This is a genomic window from Streptomyces polygonati (genome assembly GCF_042650325.1).
Classification (GTDB): Bacteria; Actinomycetota; Actinomycetes; order Streptomycetales; family Streptomycetaceae; genus Actinacidiphila; species Actinacidiphila polygonati.
The window spans coordinates 1-20,207 of record NZ_JBHSBB010000052.1 but is presented as its reverse complement, the minus strand read 5'-3'; the positions used below and the strand labels follow the sequence as shown (position 1 = coordinate 20,207).

The following is a 20,207-nucleotide window of genomic DNA, read 5'->3' as shown; positions in this document are numbered from 1 at the left end:
GGGTCGTCGGCATGTCTCTGCGTCTTCGTATGCGTCAAGCCCTGCCGGAAGCCATGCGGGTTCGTGACAAGGCCGCGGTGAGCGCCCTGCGGACGACGCTCGCCGCGCTGGACAACGCCGAGGCTGCGCCCGTGGACGAGGCCGGGCTGCGTGGCGTGGCCCTTGAGCAGTCGCCGGTCGGTGCCGGCGCCACCGAAGCGGCGAGGCGTGAGCTGAGCGAGCGCGATGTGGTGGACGTCGTACGCGCCGAGGCCGCCGAGCGGCTGGAGGCCGCGGCCCAGCTGACCGCGCCCGCGCACGCCGACCGGGCCGCGCGGCTGCGCGCGGAGGCCGCCGTACTGCTTCGCTTCCTCGACGGTCCCGGCACGGCATAGGACCCGGCATAGGACCCGGCGTCGCCTGCCGGGACACCGACAGGACCAGCCGGCCCGACAGCATCGCCCGTCATCCGATGTATAGGCCGGAATCCGCCCTTCCATCACTCGGTAAATACCCCCAACCCACTCATAGTCGAGAATCGCGACATTCAGAGCTGGGACTATTGACGACGCCCAGGGTTCGCAGTTGAATCACCCGCGCCGGGAGCCACACCGTCAGAAGTGTCCGGTGGGACAGGTGTGCCGTGGCTCACCGACCCGGCTCCGCTTCCCCCCACTTCGGTGGATCCGCCGCAGCAGATCCACCGCACGGAGCGTTTTCCATGAAAAGGACCTCATGAACCACGATCCAGCGCCTGACCGATTCCGCCCGCCGGGCCCGTCGAGGCCGCGCGGGCGCGCGAAGTTGCTCAGGGGCGCGGCACTGGTCGCGGTGTCGGCGCTGATACCCGGACTGGTGGTCGCCCTCTCGCTGCCCTCCGCGACAGCCGCGACGGTCGGCGCGACGACCCCGTTCACCAGCTACGAGGGCGAGGCCGGAACGCTCGGCGGCGGCGCCACCGCCGTGTCGGTGACCGCGGCGCCCACCACGCAGTACTCCAGCGCGGCGCTCGAAGCGTCCGGACACGCCTACGCGCAGCTCACCGGCACCGGTCAGTTCGTCCGCTGGACGAACACCACCGGACATCCGGTCAGCTTCGTCGACGTCCGGGCCAGCATCCCGGACAGCGCCTCGGGCGGCGGCACCACCGCCACCCTGAACCTCTATGTGGACGGCACCTTCCGCCAGGCGCTGAACCTCAACTCGAAGCAGAGCTGGCTGTACGAAGGCACCGCGTACAGCGGCCAGGACCAGAATCCGGCGGACGGCGACCCCCAGGTCTTCTTCGACGACGCGCACGCGTTCGTCACCGGTGCCGCCGTCGCGCCGGGCAGCACGATCACCCTGCAGAAGGACGCGGCCAACACCGCCGCCAAATACCTCATCGACGTGATCGACGTGGAGAATCCCCCCGCGCCGATCACCCAGCCGGCCAACTCGGTCTCCATCACGAGCTGCGGGGCCGTCTCCGACCCCACCCAGCCCAACGGCTCCGCCGACAGCGCGTCGGTGGACAGCTCCGGGGCCATCCAGACCTGTATCAACCAGGCGCAGTCACAGGGCAAGATCCTCTGGATCCCGTCCGGGACCTTCTATGTGAAGGGCACCAACGGCCTCTCGGCCACGGGCATCACGATCGAGGGGGCTGGCATGTGGTACAGCACCATCTACCGTTCCGTGCCCCTGCCCAACGCCCAGGGCCCGGCCGCGCTCTTCCACGGCGTGTCCACCACCCTGGAGAACTTCCATCTCGACTCCAACGCGACCAGCCGCGCCACCGTCGACGGCTCCGGCGGCTCCATGGACATGTCCGGCACCGACTGGGCCGTCAACGGAGTGTGGGCCCAGCACAACACCTCAGGGATATGGGGCGCCGGTACCGGCGGCACCGTGTCCAACAGCCGCTTCACCGACATGTGGGCCGACGGCGTCAACATCAACAACGTCTCCAACAACAGCAGCGTCGGCGACCACCTCACCGCGACCAACAACTTCATCCGCGGCACCGGCGACGACGGAATGGCCATCAACTCCGTCAACTACAACGTCACCGGCGGCACGACCACCTACTACACCGCGATGACCGCCCCCACCTTGACCAACAACACCGTCATCGCCGTCTGGGGAGCCCACGGCATCGGGGTCTACGGCGGTGGCGGCGACCTCGTGCAGAACAACTACATCGCCGACACCGCGCGCTATACGGGCCTGAGCGTCGGCCAGTTCAGCGCCAACGGCAGCCACCTCACCTCGGCCACGGTGTCGGGCAACACCATCGTGCGGTCCGGCGGCAACGCCTACAACCAGGGCCAGCCCGCGCTGCGCATCGGCATCGACGCCCCGGGCCAGTCCACCGGGGACGTCGCCAACGCCACCGTCACCGGCAACACCATCATCAGCTCCGTCTACGACGCGATCGGCATCTCCAGCTCGAACGGCACCAAGCTGACCAGCAACACGATCACCTCCCCGTGGCGCAACGGCATCGCGATCTCACCGCCCAACCTCCCGGCGCCCTCCGGATCCGCCACCATCACCGGCAACACGGTGACCGGTCTGAAGCCGGGAGCCTCCGCCTACCTCAACAGCTCCACCGGCTTCAGCGCGACGGTGAGCGGCAACAGCTGGCAGGGCACCTCGGGCCCGTCCGGCGTCGTGAGCCTGCGCGCCCACGCCAACAGCCAGTATGTGACGGCCGACAACGCCGGCGCCTCGCCGCTGATCGCCAATCGGACCGCGATCGGCGCCTGGGAGTCCTTCGACCTGCTGCACAACTCCGACGGCAGCGTCAGCCTGCGCGCCCACGCCAACAACGACTACGTCACCGCCGACAACGGCGGAGCCGCCCCGCTGATCGCCAACCGCACCGCCATCGGCCCCTGGGAATCCTTCGACCTGATCAACAACCCCGACGGCAGCGTCAGCCTGCGCGCCCACGCCAACAACGACTACGTCACGGCGGAGAACGCCGGCGCCGCCGCACTGATCGCCAACCGCACGTCGATCGGCAGCTATGAGGAGTTCGACCTGATCAACGACTGACCGGGGGCGGCGCCGTGCTGTCGCGGACGACGAGACTCGTCGCGAGCTCCAGCCGGCGCATGCCCGGCTGCTCGCCGCGCCCCAGCTCCAGGACGAGCCGGACGGCGGCCTCCGCCATGTCGACCAGCGGCTGTCGCACGGTGGTGAGCGGAGGGCCCATCCACGCGGATATCGGCAGGTCGTCGAAGCCGACGACGCTGAGATCTTCGGGGATGCGCAGCCCCAGCTCCCGCGCGGCCTGGTAGACGCCCATGGCCTGGATGTCGTTCCCGGTGAACAGCGCGGTGGGGCGGTCAGCGACGCTCAGCAGTTCCTTGCCGATGTGATAGCCCGCGTCGTGCTGGAACGTACCGTGCCGGATCAGTTCGCTGTCGGACATCACACCCCCCGTCTCCAGTGCGGCCCGGTAGCCGTCGATGCGCGCGCGGCTGCACAGCACGCCGGCCGGGCCGCCGATGACGCCGATGCGCCGATGGCCGAGATCCAGCAGGTGCCGGGTGGCGGTGTACCCGCCCTGCCAGTTGGTCGTGCCGATGGAGGGGACGTCGTCGGCCGGGGACCCGGCGGGATCCATGACGACGAACGGGACGTCCCGGCTGACGAGGAGGGAGCTCTGTTCGGCGGTCAGGTTGGACATGATGAGGATGACACCGGCCGGATCCCGGGTGAGCACCCCGTCCACCCAGGAGAGTCCCATCTCCTCCCGGCCCGCCGACTCGGAAAGGACGAGGGTGAGTCCCTCCTGACGGGCGACGTTCTCGGCGCCCCTGATAATCTCCGTCGCCCACAGGCTGATCAGTTCGTGAAAGACCAGTTCCAGCAATCCGGAAGGGCGGGGCCGCGCGACTCCGCGCTTACGGCGGTAACCGTGATCCCTGAGCAGCTCCTCCACTTTATTCCGGGTCGCGGGCGCGACATGGGCGCGTCCATTGAGCACTTTGGAAACAGTGGGTGCGGATACTCCGGCCTGCCGGGCGATTTCCGCGAGCGTCGCCGTACCGGCCGCCGCCAACTTGCCCCGTTCGCTCTTGGATTGCTGCTTGGGCGATTTGGGCACGGTCACGGTCCCATCGTACCGCCTGGCGCTGCGGCCAGGGCAGCCGCCCCGAGGCCATGGAGGAGGAGCGGCGGTACGGGGGCGCCGCCCGGCCTGCCGGCCGCCGGCCGCGGTCAGCCCAACTGCTTCTCGAATTCGGCGCGCATCTTGTCGCCGCCGGACGAGCGCCACTGGCCGACCGCCGTGTCCCAGGAGGAAATCGATTTACGGCCGGTGAGGATGTCGTTCGCCGCGTCGGACAGGTGCTGGGCGAGCACCGCGCCGGTCCGTGAGTAGGTCTCGGAGAACAGTGAGACGGTGGGGTCTTTTACGGACGTCGGAATGATCGCCCGCTGGTAGTCGTAGCATGCCTTGGTCGCCTCGGAATCGCCGGGCACGAAGATGGTATCGGGCGCGTCCGTGATGTAGCGGATGCCGAGTACGGTCTGGGCGAGCCCTGCCTGGGTGGGGGCGGGGCCGCCGTTCCGCAGGGAGTAGTCGGTCCCGGGCAGGCCGAACTTGCGGAAGAGGTACTCCTCGGTCCCGAACGGCGCGGCGAGCCAGTTGGCCACGGACAGCAGTTCCCTGATCCGCGACGCGGACGCCTTCTTGAGCGGGGTGAAGTTGTTGACCGGAGGCGACTGCCAGGTGCCGGCGAACCCGCCGCCGTCGAACTTCGGCGGCCTCATCCCGGCCACCTCGAACGCGGACCCGGCCACGTTGTCGGCGTAGTACTGGGGCCAGGCGGTGTAACGGTCCTCGCCCATCAGGCCGTTGCCGGCGTTGAACCACTGCTTCCAGGGCGCCGCCGGATCGAAGCTGTCCGGGTGGATCACTCCGGCCTGGACCATCGTACGGACCTGGGAGAGCGTCTGCTTGTACCTCTCGTCCTCGTAGGAGCTGGTGAGCTTGCCGTTCTTCTCGCTCCAGCCGTTGGGCACTCCGAGCATCTGGGCGACGAAGGCGACGGCGGAGCCCGCGGTGACGAGCGCCCACCGGCCCTTCTTGGCGTCGGTGACGTCCTTGCACAGCTGGAAGAACTCGGCGTAGCTGCTCGGGTTGGGGTCGGCTCCCAACGTGTCGAAGAGGTCCGCGCGGTAGAACATCAGACTGCCCGCCACGCCGCGGGAGACGGGCAGGCCGTAGATGCCGCCGTCGAACACGCACGAACGCCAGGCGTCGGTGGTGATGTTGGCCAGGTAGGGGTATTCCTTGACCGCGTCGCCGGAGAGGAATTCCGTCAGGTCCTGGCATTTGGCGGCGAGGAATTGCGGCAGACCGCGGACCCCGGCCAGCGGCGGCAGCGGGGGCACCATGAAGTCCGGCAGGTCGCCGCCGGCGATCAGGGTGGCGAACTTGGTGGTCAGGTCGGCCGCGGGGACGATGGTGAGGTCGAGCTTCGCCCCGACCCGCTTGTTCAGCTCCTGCCAGTAGGGGTTGCTGCCCAGGCCCGGTGGGATGGGCGACCCGGTCTCCACGAAGGCCGAGATGGTCCCGCCGTGCGCGGGCGGCGCGCCGATGGTTCTGGCCGGGTGCGCGGGGTAGCCGGAGAATCCGTTCAGCAGGCCCTGGGCGTTGCCCGGGTAGTCGGGGCGCACCGCGGTGTAGGGCTGGTAGGCGGGCAGTTCGACGGCGCTGTTGTCGGCGGCGTTGTCCGCAGTTCCGGCGCTCGACGAACTGCACGCGCTCAGCAGGCCGCCGCCGGCGGCGCCCACCGAGGCGAACGCGGCGCTCCGCAGGAACGATCGTCGGTCCATACGGGGGGTGTTGCCGGTCATGGGCTCTCCCTGGGGATCGGGTGGAGGGGGGATGCGGGCCTGGCCCTGCGGTCAGCCCTTGACGGCGCCGGTGAGGACGCCTTTGCTGAAGTGGCGCTGGACGAAGGGGTAGACGACCAGGACGGGCACGATCGAGATCACGAGGATCGCCATCTGGATGGCGGTCTGCGGCGGGAGCGACGAACCGCCGGCACCGATCTGGTCGACGCCCAGTGCGGTGTTGTTGACGACATAGGTGCGCAGCACCAGTTGCAGGGGCCACTTGGAGGTGTCGTTGAGGTACAGCAGCGCGCCGAAGAACGAGTTCCAGTAGCCGACCGCGTAGAAGAGGCCGACCACCGCGAGCACCGCGCGGCTGAGCGGCAGGACGATCCGCCACAGCACGGTCCAGTCACCGGCCCCGTCGATACGGGCGCTGTCGAGGAGTTCGCGGGGCAGCTCCATGAAGAACGCGCGCACGATCACCACATTGAAGGCGTTGACCATGGCGGGCAGGATGAGCGACCAGTAGCTGTCGAGCAGCCCGAACTGCTTGACCACCAGGTAGCTCGGGATGATGCCGGGCGCGAACAGCAGCGCGAAGAGCACGGTCATCAGCAGCGGGCGGTGGCCCACGGAGTCGGTCCGGCTCAGCCCGTAGGCCAGCAGCGCGGTCGACACGAGCGACAGCACCGTGCCCACAGCGGTGACCAGCAGGCTGACCACCAGGGCCCGCGTGACCACGCCGCCGGACAGCACCGCCTGGTAGGCCGCGAAGTGCGCGCCGTGGGGCAGCAGTACGAACCCACCGCTCCTGGTGATCTCCGCGCGGTCGGCGAGACTGGTGGCGAAGATGCCGGCGAAGGGGATCAGCACCGCGGCGCAGCACACGGTGAGGATCACGGTCTTGACGGTTCTGCCGAGTGGGGTCGGCCGGCCGAAGCGCGCCGGGCCGGGCGTGTTGCCGGTCATCGCTGGTAGATCCCCTGTTCGCCGAGCCGGTGGGCGACTTTGTTGGCGCCCAGCACCAGCAGCAGGCCGACGGCGCCCTTGACGAGCCCCACGGCCGCGGCGGCGCCCCAGTCGCCCTGCTGGATACCGTTGTTGAAGACATAGGTGTCCAGCACTTCGCTGGCGTCGATGCCGACACCGCCCTGCTGGAGCACGATCTGCTCGAAGCCGACCGTCAGGGACTCGCCGAGCCGCAGGATCAGCAGCAGCACGATGATGCCGCGCAGTCCCGGCAGTGAGACGTGCCAGACCCGCCGCCAGTGGCTCGCGCCGTCCACCGCCGCCGCCTCGTACAGGCCCGGGTCGATACGCGACAGGGCGGCGAGGAAGAGGATCATGGACCAGCCGGCGTCCTTCCACAGTGCCTGGGCGGTGATCATCTCCTTGAAGACCGTCGCGTTCCCGACCACGTGCACGGTGGCGAGGTCATGGCCGCGCAGGAAGGTGTTGAGCAGCCCCGCGTCCCCCAGCGTCTGCTGGAAGATGGCGACAACGATCACCCAGGACAGGAAGTGCGGCAGGTAGAGGACGCTCTGCACGATGCGCTTGACCCGCTCCGACACCAGGCTGTCCAGCATCAGTGCGAGCGCGATGGGGACAGGGAAGGCCACCAGGACCTGGAGCAGGGTGATCTCGACCGTGTTCTCCAGCGCGTTGACGAACGCGGGGTCGCCGTTGAAGATCACCGCGAAGTCGCGCAGGCCCGCCCAGGGGCTGCCGTTGATCCCCAGGTACGGCTGGTAGTCCTTGAAGGCGATGACGTTGCCCAGCAGGGGCAGGTACTGGAAGACCAGCAGCAGGGTGATGCCCGGCAGCGCGGCGAGCAGGAGCACCCGGTCCCGCCTGACGCGCTGCCGCAGGCTCATCCGTCGCGGGGGCGGCGGTTCCGCGGCGGTGGCGTTCGTCCCGTGGCTCGTCGTGCTGCTGCTGGCGCCGGCCGCTCGGCTCGTCTGCACGCTGCACGCTCCTTCAGCCGGACGGCGTCATCGTGCCGACGGCTGCCAGCGACGACCTTCCGGCCTCGGCCAGTTCAGCGGTGCCGTCCGGTCCGCGGTCGCCGTCGGCGATCACCACGGCGTAGCGCCGGGTCAGGGTCCGGCGGTCCTCGACGGTCACCTCCGTGTCGAAGAAGGGCGCGGGGCAGACGCAGGCGTAGGGAGTGGAACGGACGAACCACGTGACGTGTTCACCACCGGGCTCATTGCCGGCGCCGTCCACGAAGGCGAGGGTGGACAAGCGTCCGTGGGCGTCGTGGCGGCCGGTGAAGCCGATCCACGGCGTGCGCACACCCATCAGCTCGTCGCCGCCGGCGCCGTCGGGCGTGTAGACCGTGCCGCCGGTGAAGGACCGCGGCCCGCGCCAGAACAGACCGCCGTAGCCGGCGTTGTCCCGGCCCTCGGTGGTCGGGCTGCCGATCACCGTGTCCCGGCCCCGCACATTGGTGAGGGCGGTCTCGAAGACGAGCACCCAGGCGTCCTGGTCCGGCAGCACCTCCACGGCGAACCGGCGGACCTCGGTGAACCAGGGCTGTCCTTGTTCGGTGTGCCAGCGCAACCGTTCGGTGACCAGCAGACGTCCGCCGCGGACCGACAGTTCGGCGAACTCCTCGTGGTCCGTCGACCCGTTGTTGTCGTACTGGCCGTAGCCCGTGCCGCGCCGGTAGGTGGCGCCGCCCCAGAAGTTCTCCGTCTCGACGTTCGGCAGGGACAGCGAGATCCCTTTGTGCCAGATGTGGTCGTGCGGCCGGTAGATGCTGACCAGGTCGCCGCCGAGGGTGCGCAGTGGGTGGAAGTAGGGGCGGGGGGACTCCAGTTGGGCGTCCCAGGGCCGGTAGACATAGCGGGTCAGCGGACGCCCGTCGAAAGTGATCCGCAGCGAGGTGTCGAGCTCGTGGTCGACCGCGAGCCCGGAGGGACCCGGCTCCGTGCTGGGGGGATACGGCCTCGGGTGGGTGTTCACAGGGTCGTCTCCTGGGGTCGGGCGGCGGTCAGGGCGGGCGTCCACGGAGGGCCGCCGCCTTGCATACGCCGGTAGAAGGGACTGCCGGCGCCGATCTCCCCGCGCCGGACCGGGCGCCGTTCGAAGGCGGAGGCGTAGGTGGCCGCGACGAATTCGAGGGTGGCGCGGGACTGGGGCAGCGTCACCGGCAGCGGCGAACCCACCTCCAGCGCGTCGAGGACCGCCGCGAACTGCGCGGCGTGGCCGGACGACCGGCCGCTGGGTCCGGCCCGCCAGGCAGTGGTCACCGCGTCCTCGTGTCCGGGCGCGGGGTGGATCCGCCAGTCGTCGTCGCCGTATCCGTAAAGGTGCTCGACCTCGACCGTGGCGCGCTCGAAGTCGAAGCGCAGATAGCTGGTCTCCCTGGGCGACAGCAGGGAGTTGACGATCGTGGCCACCGTGCCGTCGACGAAGGTGGCCAGGGCGCAGGACACGTCCTCGGTGGCCGTCGGCCTGACCAGGCGCGCCGCCACGGCGCTGATCTCCCGCCACTCGCCGAGCACGGACAGCAGGAGGTCGAACTGGTGGATGCCGTGGCCCATCGTGGGACCACCGCCCTCGATCTCCCACTTGCCGCGCCAGGGCACGGCGAAGTAGTCGTCGGGCCGGTGCCACAGGGTGTGGCACACGGCGACCAGGGGTCTGCCGAGCGCTCCTGACGCCATCACGGAACGCAGCCGCGCGGCGCCGGATCCGAAACGGTGCTGGAAAACCGTGGCGAACGACGCTCCACGGGCCGTCTGGGCCGCCCCGATCTCGTCGAGTTCGGCGAGGCTGAGGGCCGGCGGCTTCTCGCACAGTACGTGGACGCCCGCGCGCAGACAGGTCAGCGCCTGCTGCTTGTGCAGCCCGGGCGGCGTGCACAGGTGCACCAGGTCCGGTCGGGCGACGGCCAGCAGCGTTTCCAGGTCGTGGTAGCGCCCGGACACGTTCCAGCGGTCGCAGAAGGCGTCCAGCCGTTCCCGGTCGATGTCCGCCGCCGCCACCAACTCCGCACGATCCGCCAGACCCGCGAGGTTCTGCGCGTGCACCGCTGCGATGTTGCCCGTTCCGACAACGGCTACGCGGAAGGTCCTGCCGGGCACACATGCCTCCTGCTCATCTTCTGCGTGGCAAGGGATACGAAACTTTCGGAATCAGTTCGGAAACTTTGCTGGCCAGGAAGCTACGTCCGGGCCGCTCGATCGTCAACACCTCGGACACAATTCCCGCACCTCCGGCACCAGATACCAGGTCTGGGCCATGTTCCGGTTCGGAACGGTGTCGGCATCAACGCCGACCGATACCTTGACTCTGCCGGAAGCCCGGCCCTAATCTTCCGGAGCTGACAGCGAAACATTCGGAATTCCGACCCGGCTTCGCCGTCTCCCGGAAGCCTCCGGAGTTCCTCCCGGCCACCCACCCCGGCCGCCCTCACACGGCGCCCCGCCGTGCCGCCGCACCTCGTCGCCGCGTCGCGGCGCACGCACCGGTGACCCGCGCACCGGCCAGCCGGCGGGCGGGAACAGGCACCGCCAGTACCGCTCGCCATGACGCGCACCAGTACCGCGGTCTCCGTCTTCGGCGCCGACCCGGACGGCTACCAGGAAAGGGATCGCATGACCGACATTCCGCTGCTGCCGGGAGGAGTCGGGCTGTCCCGGCTGCGGGTCTACCCCTGGCCCACCGAGGACGCCCTGCACGGCGGTACACCGCATACGCACCTCGCCTGCACCGAGTGCTACTACGTCCTGGCGGGCACCGGGGAGCTGCACACCCTGACCGCCGACGGGCTGCGCCGCACCCCGCTCGCCGCGGGCGACGCCGTCTGGTTCACACCGGGCACCATCCACCGAGCGGTGAACCTCGACCATCTCGACGTTCTCGTCGTCATGCAGAACGACGGCCTGCCGGAAGCCGGGGACGCCGTGATGACCTTCCCCCCGGCCCAGCTGGCCGATCTCGACAGCTACCGCGCCGCCGCCTCGCTGGGCGAAGGGCCGCCGGCCAGCCGCTTCCAACGGGCCCGTATCAGGCGGGACTTGGCGATCAGCGGCTTCCGCGACCTCGTCGCACAGGTCGAGGGGGGAAACGGCGAGGCACTCGACACCTTCTACGCCGCTGCCGCGGCCCTGGTCGCCCCACGGCTCGACGACTGGGAGCGGACACGACGCACAAGGGCGGCGGCCGCCGCCGAACGGACCGGCCGGGAGATCGCCGCCCTGCGACAGGGCGACATCCGCCATCTCCGGGAAGCTTCGGTGGCGTCACTGCCCGCGCCGGCGCAGGACGTGCTGGGCATGTGCGGCCATCTGGCGCCCTACAGCCGACCCGAAGCCACGGTCTGAGATCGAAGACGGCGTGGAGTGCACGCTGAGGACACCTTGGATCTGTGTTTGTTTCGGAAATCTTTCCGCACCAGGGCTGAAAACAACCATCCGGCAAAGCAGCAGGTAGGAGGGATAGAGGTGGCTGGTTTCATCCGCCCCGCCCGCCGACCGAGGCAGCACGCAGGTCGGATCACGGGTAAAAGCAGCCAAGTTGAGCTACCGGCGTCCGGAATGTTGCCGCGCCTGGGGGGCATCCCTACCCTGGGAGCGCTCCCATAGCCGGCTCCGTATCCGGCGCACCGCAACCCGCCCCATCGCGCCGACGGTACGGCTTCCACCCGGCTGGTCGGCGCGCATCCCCCCACCCCCGCGTGTTCCGGTACGCGAGCGGCTCCGCCCTGCGAACCGCTCCCCCGGACCGCACCCCCGCTCTGGAGGCTCACCCATGCGTTTCCATCGATATCGGCCCCGGATCTGGGCGGCAGTGGCCTTTGTGGCCGCCGCGACCCTGACCACCACCGCCCTCCTCCCGCAGGCGGGCGCCGCCGGAAGCAGCGGTGTCCGCGCCACCGCCCGGCTCGCCTCCACCGCCGCGGTCGCCTCTTCCGTCGAGGACGAGGGCGCGGACTGCGCCGTGTCCAGTGGCCAGACGGCGTCCAACTCCAAGCTGCCCGACCCCTTCACCAGGACGGACGGCACCCGGATCAGCACGGTCTCCGACTGGCGGTGCCGGCGCGAGGAGATCGTGCGGCAGGCCGAGACGTCCGTCTACGGCCAGAAGCCGGCCCGGCCCGCCAGTGTCACCGGGACGGTGTCGAGCACCAACATCACCGTCAACGTCAGTGACCAGGGCCGCAGTTCGAGCTTCTCGGCGAGTGTGTCGCTGCCGAGTGGCACCGGGCCGTTCCCGGCGGTGATCGTCTACGGCGGAATCGCGGACACGGCCACGATCAAGGCGTCGGGCGCGGCGGTGATCAACTTCGATCCCACCGCGGTCGGTAAGGAGGGCACGCCGCGCACCAACAAGCAGGGCGCGTTCTACAGCATCTACGGCGCGAACAGCAGCACCGGCCTGCTGATGGCCTGGTCCTGGGGCGTCAGCCGGATCATCGACGTCATCCAGCAGTCCGGCGGCAGCATCCTGAAAGCCGACGCGACCGGCGTCACGGGCTGCTCACGGTACGGCAAGGGCGCGTTCGTGGCCGGCGCGTTCGACCAGCGCATCGCGCTGACCATGCCGATCGAATCGGGTTCCGGTGGCACCGATGTCTTCCGCAGCATCCCCACCGAGAGTGGCTCGCAGCCGCTGAGCAGCGCGTACAGCGAGCAGCCCTGGCTGGGCGACGCCTTCGGGTCCTTCACGGGCAACCCGGCCGGACTGCCGGTGGACACCCATGAGGTCGTCGGCCTGATCGCTCCGCGCGGGGCCTTCATCATGGAGAACCCGCACGTGGACTGGCTGGGCGCCAAATCCGGCAGCCTCGCCGCCCTCGGTGGCGCGGAGGTCTACAAGGCGCTCGGCGCGGGCAGCAACATCTCCTACTGGTCCGATGTCCAGGACGGTACGCACTGCGCGGTGCGGCCGGAATGGAAAGCACCGCTCCAGGCCAGCATCCAGAAGTTCCTGCTCAACACCGGCAACGCGCCCGCCGTGTTCAAGGTCGCCCCCTCGAAGGCCGGCGACCTGGCCTCCTGGCGGACCTGGCAGACCCCGACCCTCACCGACGGCGGCGGGACCTCGGCCGGAACGTCGGCCGGCACCTCAGCGGGCACCTCCGCGGGGACATCGGCCGGCACGTCCGCCGGCACCTCGGCGGGAACGTCGTCGGGCACCTCGTCCGGCACCAGTACGGGCACGACCGGTGGCAGCGGCGGGAGTTGCACCGCGACCGTCACCGCCGGCTCGCAGTGGAGCGACCGCTACAACCTCAGCGTCGCCGTCACCGGCTCCACCAACTGGACCGTCACCGCCAACATCCCCGCCCCCGAAAAAGTCATGTCCACCTGGAACATCACCGCCACCTACCCCAACGCCCAGCAACTGGTGGCCAAACCCAACGGCAACGGCAACAACTGGGGCCTCACCATCCAGAAAAACGGCTCCACCACCTGGCCCACCTTCACCTGCACCACAAACTGACCCACCCCCACACAGCACGTGCAGGGTCCCACCGCGGACATGGCGGGACCCTGCACGTTTTCCGGTCGGCCGGGTTCAGCTGTCGCCGAAGCGCCGGTCACCCGTCATCGCCGTAAGCGGAGGAGATCTGGCCGAGCAGGGTGGCGAAGGACATGTCGAGCGCGCCGTAGACCTCGCCGGCCTCGGGGGCGGCGTTGTCGCCCATGATCTCCACCATCAGCGTGCCGTAGTCGCTGACGATCACACCGGCCTGCTGCGCCCTGGCGATGCCGGCTTCCCGCTTGGCCTGCCAGAAGGTTCCGCACGCGTCGAGTGCCACGTAGGTGTCATGGCCCTCCGCAGCCGCGGCGATGGCGGGCATCGTCGCGCAGACTTCCAGCGAGACTCCGGCGAAAATCAACTTCTTACGGCCGGTGGCCTTGATCTGCTCGCGGACCCCGTCGTCGTGCCACGCGTTGACGCTGGTGCGGTCGATGACCTCGGCGTCTTTCGGCAGCACCTCGGCCAGTTCAGGGATCATCGGACCCCACATGCTGTCGGCCGCGGTCGTGGTCGCCACCGTCGGGACGTCCAGCAACTGCGCGGCCTTGGCCATGCCGGTCACATTGTGCTTCAGCTCCAGCAGTCCGATGTCACGCACGCCGCTGTAAAGCCCTACCTGGTGGTCGACAAGGACGACTGCGGCATTTTCCTTGGTGAGGGTTTCCTGGAACTTCGATGTCTCGGACACGTCTGCTCACCTCTTCAGTTCCGGGTATTCCGCAGGCACAGGTCGATGCGGCCGCGGCGGCGGCGTGTCCTGGTCGGCCGGAGCGCCTGGTCTGCCCCTCGCAGCGCTGCCCGGGCACATTCCCGCAGCCAATTTCAGCGTACGGCCCGCGCGGCCGGCCGGCATCCGCGGACGGAGCCGCATATTCGTACGGCCGGGCGCAGGACATTGCGGTTTATGTTTTTCAGCGCGCTTTTATACTGGGAGGTGCAGACCATCATCGAGGATTTCCCTTGTCCGAGGGGACGGTCCGCACCGCGGGTCCGACCCCGCTGGCCAGTCATTTTGGAGACGATCATGCGTGCTGCCGAGCTTTCCGCCCCGCATACCGGCCTCACTCTCGTCGAGCGTGATGTTCCGGCGCCCGGACCGGGCGAGATTCTGGTGAAGATGATCGCCTGCGGGATGTGCAACTCGGAAGTCACCCTGACGAACGGCGAATACCCGATGGCCCGTTTCCCGACGATCCCCGGCCACGAGGTCAGCGGAACCGTCGCCGAACTGGGCGACGGCGTGACCTGGCCGGAGGTGGGCACCACCGTGGGCGCGCAGTTCCTGCACGACTCCGATATGCACTGCGACTACTGCGTCCGCGGCGAGCAGATCATGTGCCCGAACAAGCACATCACCGGCGTCGAGACCGACGGTGGCTACGCCGAGTACGCGATCTTCCGCGAAGGATTCGTCACGCCCCTGCCGGACGGAATCGACCCGGTCGGTGCCGCCCCGCTGATGTGCGCGGGCCTGACCGCGTTCAACGGCCTGAAGCAGGCCGGCATCACTCCGGGATCCCGGGTGGCGGTGATCGGCGCCGGGGCCATCGGCGGCATGGCGATCAGGTTCGCCGCCGCCATGGGCGCCCGGGTCGCCGCGCTGGGCCGCTCGCACCGCAGTGAGGACCGCGCGAAGGAACTGGGCGCCGAACGGTTCATAGCCACCGGCGACGGTGACCCCGTCGCCGAGCTGAAGAACTGGGGCTTCGGCGCCGACCTGATCGTCAACAGCACGCCCTCCACCGAAACCGCCTCCGCCATGCTCGGCGGACTGGCTCCCGAGGGCACACTGGTCCTGCTCGGTTACGGTCCGCAGCCGCTCGAGCTGCCGAGCCAGCCCATGATCATGAACCGGCTGCATGTGATGGCCTCGCCGTCCGGCTCCCCCAAGGACACCCGGGCCACCCTCGACTTCGCCGCGCAGCACAGTCTGATGCCGGACATCATCCCGGTCACTCTCGACCAGGCCCCGGCCACGCTCGCCGAGATGGTCGCGGGACAGTGGCACGGCGGTCGCGCGGTCATCACCTTCTGAGTCCGCGATCGTCCGCTCCCCGGCGCCGTATCCGCCGTCGCCGAAGACCGATCCGACGACGGATCTCCGCTGGTGTGCGCCGACGCGCTCCCTCTGCTTCTATGCGCCCCTCGGCGGGGGAACCCGCCCCCGGCATTGGTGTTGATTCCTGGGCAGGGCTCGAAGACGGCTTGACACCCTCGGGCGGGTGGGGGGCGCGGCGCTGTGCCTGTCGGGCGCGGCCTGGCTGATATGGGCCCAGGCAACCAGGCCGCCCGACTTCTCAGGTGGACTGGCCTCGGTGATCGCCGAGCTGGCAGCGCTGGGCTCATCGGCGGCTCTGATACTCACACGGCATGATGTGACAGCGCCCTCGTCCGACGCGGAGGTGGACGAGGCCGCCGACGCGCTGGCCGAAGCCCTCCGGGAGCAATGGCGTCCTGAGGCCGCCAAGCGAGGCCTTGTCAGTGCCGATCCGGCTGAAGTCGACTGGGATTCGAGCCGGTTGCCACCGGCGGGCGTCACGGTCAGCAGAACGACCACCGCGTCGCTCGGCCATACCTACGAGCACGCCTTCCTCGCGGAGGCCTTCACCTACCCGGACCCGTCGGCGAACGGGCCGGCGGCGGAACTGCACGGGGCCGCTCTTCCGAAGCGCGAGTGGGGCGCCGCGGACGCTCAGCGATGGCTTCGTCAGCTGGCCCGCGATCTGGACGACGACGATGCCGGGCATCTGTCCTGGTGACGATGGCACGGCATGGTGGGACCGCGTGCGTGGGCCTGCGTGTCCGGCCTGATGGCGGCCACTGTGTACGCGCTGACCAGTGGCTTCCCCACCGGACTGGCCCGCGGGACACCGGTGGGCATGGCACTCGGCCTCATCGCCGGGGTCAGCAGGAACCGAGCGGACGGCGCGCGCCAGGGCCTGCTCACGGCCGCCGCCGTCACCGTGACGGTCGGTGCCGTCGCCCTCGCCCTGCACGGCGGCGCCGTCGCGCTGCACGACAGCGTCGAACTCGGTGTGCCGCTGGGGCCCGGTGTGACACTGGTCGGCTGGATGCAGTCCTCCACCTGGCGACTCGCCGCCGGTATCGGCTCCATCGGCCTGGTGACAGGCTGCTGGTCCGGGGCCTGGGACGCGGTCGCCAAGTCGCCGTCCGACGGTCTGTCCCGCTGGCTGACCACCAGCCTGGGCATGGCGACCGCCGTCGCCATCACCAGCATCCTGGTCCGGGCGACCGGCTCGAACGGCACGCCGTCCCAGCCCACGGGCCTCAACACCTCCCTGAGCAACCACTGGCGCGAACTCATGCTGCACCTGAACGCGGGCGCGGCCGCGGGCAGCGCGATCGGGTTCGGCGGGGGAACGGTCATCGTGCTCCGTGAGCTGCTGGCGCACCACGGACGTGACGGAGTCCATCGAGCCGCCACGCTGGCCATCGGCTTCACCGGGGCTTTCATGCGCTGGCTCAACCGACCGCCCGACCATGAGCGTGCCGCCACACCCCGCACCACCCTCGCGGCGGCCCCTGACCGCCGCCGCCGCCGGTGCGCCGGGACGCTCGGGCCGTCGGCTCCGGTGTCCTCGGCGTGCGCCGTGGCCGCCGCTCACCCGTCACTCCGATGCCACGGCGCCGGCCAGCTGGGCCCGTGAGGTGATGCCGAGCTTCGGGAAGATCCGGTACAGGTGGGAGGCGACGGTGCGGTGGGAGAGGAACAGCCGCTCGCCTATCTGCTTGTTCGACAGGCCCTCGGCGACCAGCCGGGCGATCTGCGCCTCCTGGGGGGACAGCAGGTCCCAGGCGGCGTCCGGCCGCACCGGGCTGGTCTCGCCCGCGGCGCGCAGTTCGGCGCGGGCCAGGGCGGCGAAGGGCTCGTTGCCGAGCTTGTCGAAGGCGTCGCGGGCGTCCCGGAGCCGCTCCCGGGCCTTGAGCTGCTGGTGCCGGCGGCGCAGCCAGCGGCCGTAGGCCAGTTGCAGCCGGGCACGATCGAAGGCCCTCGCGCCTGCGGGGCCCGCCAGCGCCGCCTCCAGCCGCGCCGCGGCCTGCGCCTCGTCGGCCGTGACGGCGCGCGCGTAGTCCACGGCCGACTGGAGGGCCGGCGGCCACGGTTCGGGGACGGTGGCCTTCAGTACGTCGAGGGCGCGTTCGACATCGACGGCGCGGTCCTTGGCCGCTGCCGAGTCGGCGAGGTAGAACAGCGCGTCGTAGCAGGTGCGCCGGTCGTAGGTGGGGTCGTCGGGCTCGAAGAGCGTGTTCAGCAGGGCGAGCGCGTCGTCGTGCCGGCCGAGCATGGTCGCGGTGATCCCGCGGACGAAGGAGAAGTGGTTGTCCCGGTGCGAGGACAGCGTCCGCCGGTAGGCCACCACGAGTTCGTCGATGATCTCCTGGTGCCGGCGCTCATCGCCGCACATGCCCGCGATCGCCGCGCGGACGTAGCGGATCCGGTTGGCCCAGCCGGCCTGGACGGTCTCCTGGACCAGCCGTTCGGCCTCGTCCAGGATCTGCTCCGCGAGCTGCCACTGGCCGGAGCTGAACGCGGTGATACCGCGGAAGGTGAGCACCTGGGCCAGCAGGGCGAGCCGGGCGTCCTCGCGCAGTTGCCGCTCGGCCCGGTCCAGCAGCCGGGCGGCGCGGGCGTAGTCGGCGATGAACACGGCGACGAAGCCGATCAGCTGCTGGGCGGCCGGGTCGGTGAGCTGTTCGTCGTCCAGCCGCGCGAGGCGGGCCGCCACCTCGGCGTAGGCGTCGACCGGCAGTACCTGCGCGAGAATGCTGATGACGCGCAGATCGGTGCGGGTCACCGGTACCCGCTCGGCCGTCGCGACGATGGCGCGCCCGACCTCCTCCCACGGCTTGCCCCACGCGATCTGGGTGGCGGCGAAGCCGAGCAGCTCAAGGGCGCCGTCGTGGTCGGCCGCCGCGATGGCCTCGTCGGCCAGCCCGATCAGCTCCCAGGCCGGCCGGGGATCCGCGGTGTCCGGGTTGTCGACGGCCAGCGCGAGCCGCCGCGCCGTCGCCCGGTCCGCCCGGGCCAGCGCGACATCGTCGGTCTGCGCCAGGAAGCGCCGGACCTCGTCGGCCTGGCCGAGTTCGAAGCTCAGCCGGGCCGCCCGTACCAGCCGCCTGCCGCGGGCCGGGCCCAGCGAGGTCAGCGTCACCGCCTGGTCGAGTGCGAGGACCGCTGCCGCCGGTGACCCATGGCGCAACGCCGATTCGGCTGCCGCCGCCAGCTCGTCCGCCAGCTCGTCGTCGTAGCCGACGCTCGCCTCCGCCCGGTGGTACAGCCGCCGCCGCTGGTCCTGGACCGCACTGGCGAGGGCCTGATGCGCGGACCGGCGGACCGAGACGGGGGCCGCGTGGACCACACCGGACCGCACCAGCGGGTGGCTGAACCGGATCTGCCGGCCCTCGATGTCCACCAGCCGCTCCCCCACGGCCGCGTCGAGCGCCGCGAGCCCGATCGGCGACCCGGCGAGTGTGCTCGCGGCCGCCAGCACCTCCGCCAAGGTCGCGGTCGGGGCGAGTGCGGCGATCAGCAGTACCGTCCGTGTCGCCGCCGACAGCGGGGCGGTGCGCCCGGCGAACGCCGCCTCCAGCCGGTCGGTCAGCGGCAGCACCTCGCTGAGGGCGCTGCGGGCGGGCCGGGCCGTGTCGATCGAGCCGGACAGCTCCACCAGTCCGAGGGGATTGCCGTCGGCCTCGGCGAGTACGCGCAGCCGCAGCGCCGACGGCAGCCGCGGGGCGCGTGCCACCAGCAGCGCCTCCGCCGCCGCGCGGTCGAGCGGTGCCAGCCTCAGCTCGGGCAGCCCTCCGTCCGCGGCCCAGCCGCCCTCGCGTCCGGCCGCCAGCAGCACGATCGGGTCGGTGCCCAGCCGGCGCGCGACGAAGCGCAGGACCACGGCGGACGCGGCGTCGAGCCAGTGCACGTCGTCCACGACGACGCAGAGCGGCGCGGACTCGGTGGCCAGCCCGGACAGCAGGCCCAGCACGGCGAGGCCGACCGTCTCCACTCCGGGAATCGCGGCGTCCACCAGGCCGAGCGCCGCGAGCAGGGCCCTGCGCAGATGCCCGGGCAGGCCGAGGTCGGTGTCGACCACCGGGAGCAGCAGCGGCTGGAGGGCCGCGAAGGGGAACGCCGACTCGGCCTCCACCCCCGCCGTGCCCAGCAACCGGAAGCCGAGCGTCTCGGCCCGGGCGCGGGCGGCGTCGAGCAGCGAGGTCTTGCCGATCCCGGCCGAGCCGCGCAGCAGCAGCACACCGCCGCCGCGTCCCGCCCGGCCGAGCAGCAGCTCGCAGGCGACCAGCTCCCGTTCACGCCCGATCAGTCGGGCGTCGGACGGTGCGGGGTACGAGGCCACGACGGCCACCCTCATTTCCCTCGCCGGGATGGCGGTGGCCATCACTTCGACTCAGCAGCGCAGAGCCGTCAACGTAACACAAGCATTCAGGGCGTCCCGGGCCCCACCGTCGTCGGCACATGGCCCCCCGCCGCGCGGTCCGTCGACCGGGCAGGCCGGGTCTGAAAGCGCGGGGGAAACGCGGCTCGGTGGGAGCTGAAAAAGCGGCCACATAACGCGCATCAGGAATCACATAAAGCGACGCGGGAGGCGCCCTCCCGTGATTCGGTCCATAGGACGTGCGTCACATACCCAGCCGCCTAGTATTTCCCCGCCCACCCTACAGCGCGATACGCGGACATTCGACGGCCCTTCCGGACCCGGCTACGAACCATATTCGTAGCCGGGGTCTTTGACCGGTGAATTCGAAACGACTAAGAATTCACGTGTCCACCAACGGAAGAGGTAAGTACCGTATGCAGCTCACCACGATCCCGAACAAGCGCCCCCCGTTCTCCGCGTTCAACCGGCTGTCGAAGA

At 70.2% G+C, this 20,207-nt stretch carries 15 protein-coding genes; 7 read left to right on the top strand and 8 right to left on the bottom strand.

Translation table 11 applies throughout. The features are described from left to right. The first annotated feature begins 53 nt into the window (after positions 1 to 53). Positions 54 to 374 (top strand): hypothetical protein, encoded by a 321-nt coding sequence (locus tag ACFO3J_RS35000; RefSeq protein WP_386438782.1) that lies wholly within the window; start codon positions 54 to 56, stop codon positions 372 to 374. A gap of 436 nt (positions 375 to 810) precedes the next feature. Then, entirely contained in the window at positions 811 to 3,021 is a 2,211-nt protein-coding gene (locus ACFO3J_RS34995; RefSeq protein ID WP_386438612.1) for a right-handed parallel beta-helix repeat-containing protein, read from the top strand. Here ACFO3J_RS34995 and ACFO3J_RS34990 read toward each other — a convergent pair. The 6 genes from ACFO3J_RS34990 to ACFO3J_RS34965 all read right to left on the bottom strand — a co-directional run bounded on the left by ACFO3J_RS34990 (position 3,011) and on the right by ACFO3J_RS34965 (position 9,908). Continuing rightward, positions 3,011 to 4,078 (bottom strand): LacI family DNA-binding transcriptional regulator, encoded by a 1,068-nt coding sequence (locus tag ACFO3J_RS34990; RefSeq protein WP_386438779.1) that lies wholly within the window; start codon positions 4,076 to 4,078, stop codon positions 3,011 to 3,013. The genes ACFO3J_RS34995 and ACFO3J_RS34990 overlap by 11 nt on opposite strands. A gap of 113 nt (positions 4,079 to 4,191) precedes the next feature. Further along, positions 4,192 to 5,835, bottom strand: a complete 1,644-nt coding sequence (locus ACFO3J_RS34985) for an extracellular solute-binding protein (RefSeq protein ID WP_386438609.1) — start codon at positions 5,833 to 5,835, stop codon at positions 4,192 to 4,194. A 51-nt stretch (positions 5,836 to 5,886) separates the two neighbouring features. Continuing rightward, entirely contained in the window at positions 5,887 to 6,786 is a 900-nt protein-coding gene (locus ACFO3J_RS34980; RefSeq protein WP_386438607.1) for a carbohydrate ABC transporter permease, read from the bottom strand. Further along, positions 6,783 to 7,781, bottom strand: a complete 999-nt coding sequence (locus ACFO3J_RS34975) for an ABC transporter permease (protein ID WP_386438604.1) — start codon at positions 7,779 to 7,781, stop codon at positions 6,783 to 6,785. Before ACFO3J_RS34975 ends, ACFO3J_RS34980 begins: the two co-directional genes overlap by 4 nt. A 13-nt stretch (positions 7,782 to 7,794) precedes the next feature. Next, on the bottom strand, positions 7,795 to 8,784 hold the full coding sequence (locus ACFO3J_RS34970; RefSeq protein ID WP_386438602.1) for a DUF6807 domain-containing protein: 990 nt from the start codon (positions 8,782 to 8,784) through the stop codon (positions 7,795 to 7,797). Next, positions 8,781 to 9,908 (bottom strand): Gfo/Idh/MocA family protein, encoded by a 1,128-nt coding sequence (locus ACFO3J_RS34965; RefSeq protein ID WP_386438599.1) that lies wholly within the window; start codon positions 9,906 to 9,908, stop codon positions 8,781 to 8,783. The genes ACFO3J_RS34970 and ACFO3J_RS34965 overlap by 4 nt, the downstream gene beginning before the upstream one ends. A 444-nt stretch (positions 9,909 to 10,352) precedes the next feature. Between ACFO3J_RS34965 and ACFO3J_RS34960 the strand changes: the two genes are divergently transcribed. Further along, positions 10,353 to 11,150: a cupin domain-containing protein gene (locus tag ACFO3J_RS34960; RefSeq protein WP_386438596.1), complete on the top strand. Its 798-nt coding sequence runs from the start codon at positions 10,353 to 10,355 to the stop codon at positions 11,148 to 11,150. A gap of 427 nt (positions 11,151 to 11,577) precedes the next feature. Further along, positions 11,578 to 13,272: a glucuronyl esterase domain-containing protein gene (locus tag ACFO3J_RS34955; protein WP_386438594.1), complete on the top strand. Its 1,695-nt coding sequence runs from the start codon at positions 11,578 to 11,580 to the stop codon at positions 13,270 to 13,272. A gap of 97 nt (positions 13,273 to 13,369) precedes the next feature. Here the strand turns inward: ACFO3J_RS34955 and ACFO3J_RS34950 are convergent, their stop codons facing one another. Continuing rightward, positions 13,370 to 14,002 (bottom strand): isochorismatase family protein, encoded by a 633-nt coding sequence (locus ACFO3J_RS34950; protein ID WP_386438591.1) that lies wholly within the window; start codon positions 14,000 to 14,002, stop codon positions 13,370 to 13,372. Between the two features lie 216 nt (positions 14,003 to 14,218). Between ACFO3J_RS34950 and ACFO3J_RS34945 the strand changes: the two genes are divergently transcribed. From ACFO3J_RS34945 to ACFO3J_RS34935, 3 genes are all read left to right on the top strand, one after another. Further along, positions 14,219 to 15,349, top strand: coding sequence for an alcohol dehydrogenase catalytic domain-containing protein (locus ACFO3J_RS34945; protein WP_386438588.1), 1,131 nt, complete (start codon positions 14,219 to 14,221; stop codon positions 15,347 to 15,349). A gap of 280 nt (positions 15,350 to 15,629) precedes the next feature. Next, a complete protein-coding gene (locus ACFO3J_RS34940) occupies positions 15,630 to 16,073 on the top strand; it encodes a hypothetical protein (RefSeq protein WP_386438585.1) in 444 nt (147 codons plus the stop codon). Between the two features lie 12 nt (positions 16,074 to 16,085). After that, complete coding sequence (locus ACFO3J_RS34935) at positions 16,086 to 16,982, top strand: hypothetical protein (protein ID WP_386438582.1); 897 nt, start codon at positions 16,086 to 16,088, stop codon at positions 16,980 to 16,982. Here ACFO3J_RS34935 and ACFO3J_RS34930 read toward each other — a convergent pair. Continuing rightward, the gene (locus ACFO3J_RS34930) at positions 16,944 to 19,697 is read right to left on the bottom strand and encodes a LuxR C-terminal-related transcriptional regulator (RefSeq protein ID WP_386438579.1); all 2,754 of its coding nucleotides are present in this window, start codon (positions 19,695 to 19,697) and stop codon (positions 16,944 to 16,946) included. The two genes, ACFO3J_RS34935 and ACFO3J_RS34930, sit on opposite strands and share 39 nt — an antisense overlap. Positions 19,698 to 20,207: the final 510 nt, after the last annotated feature.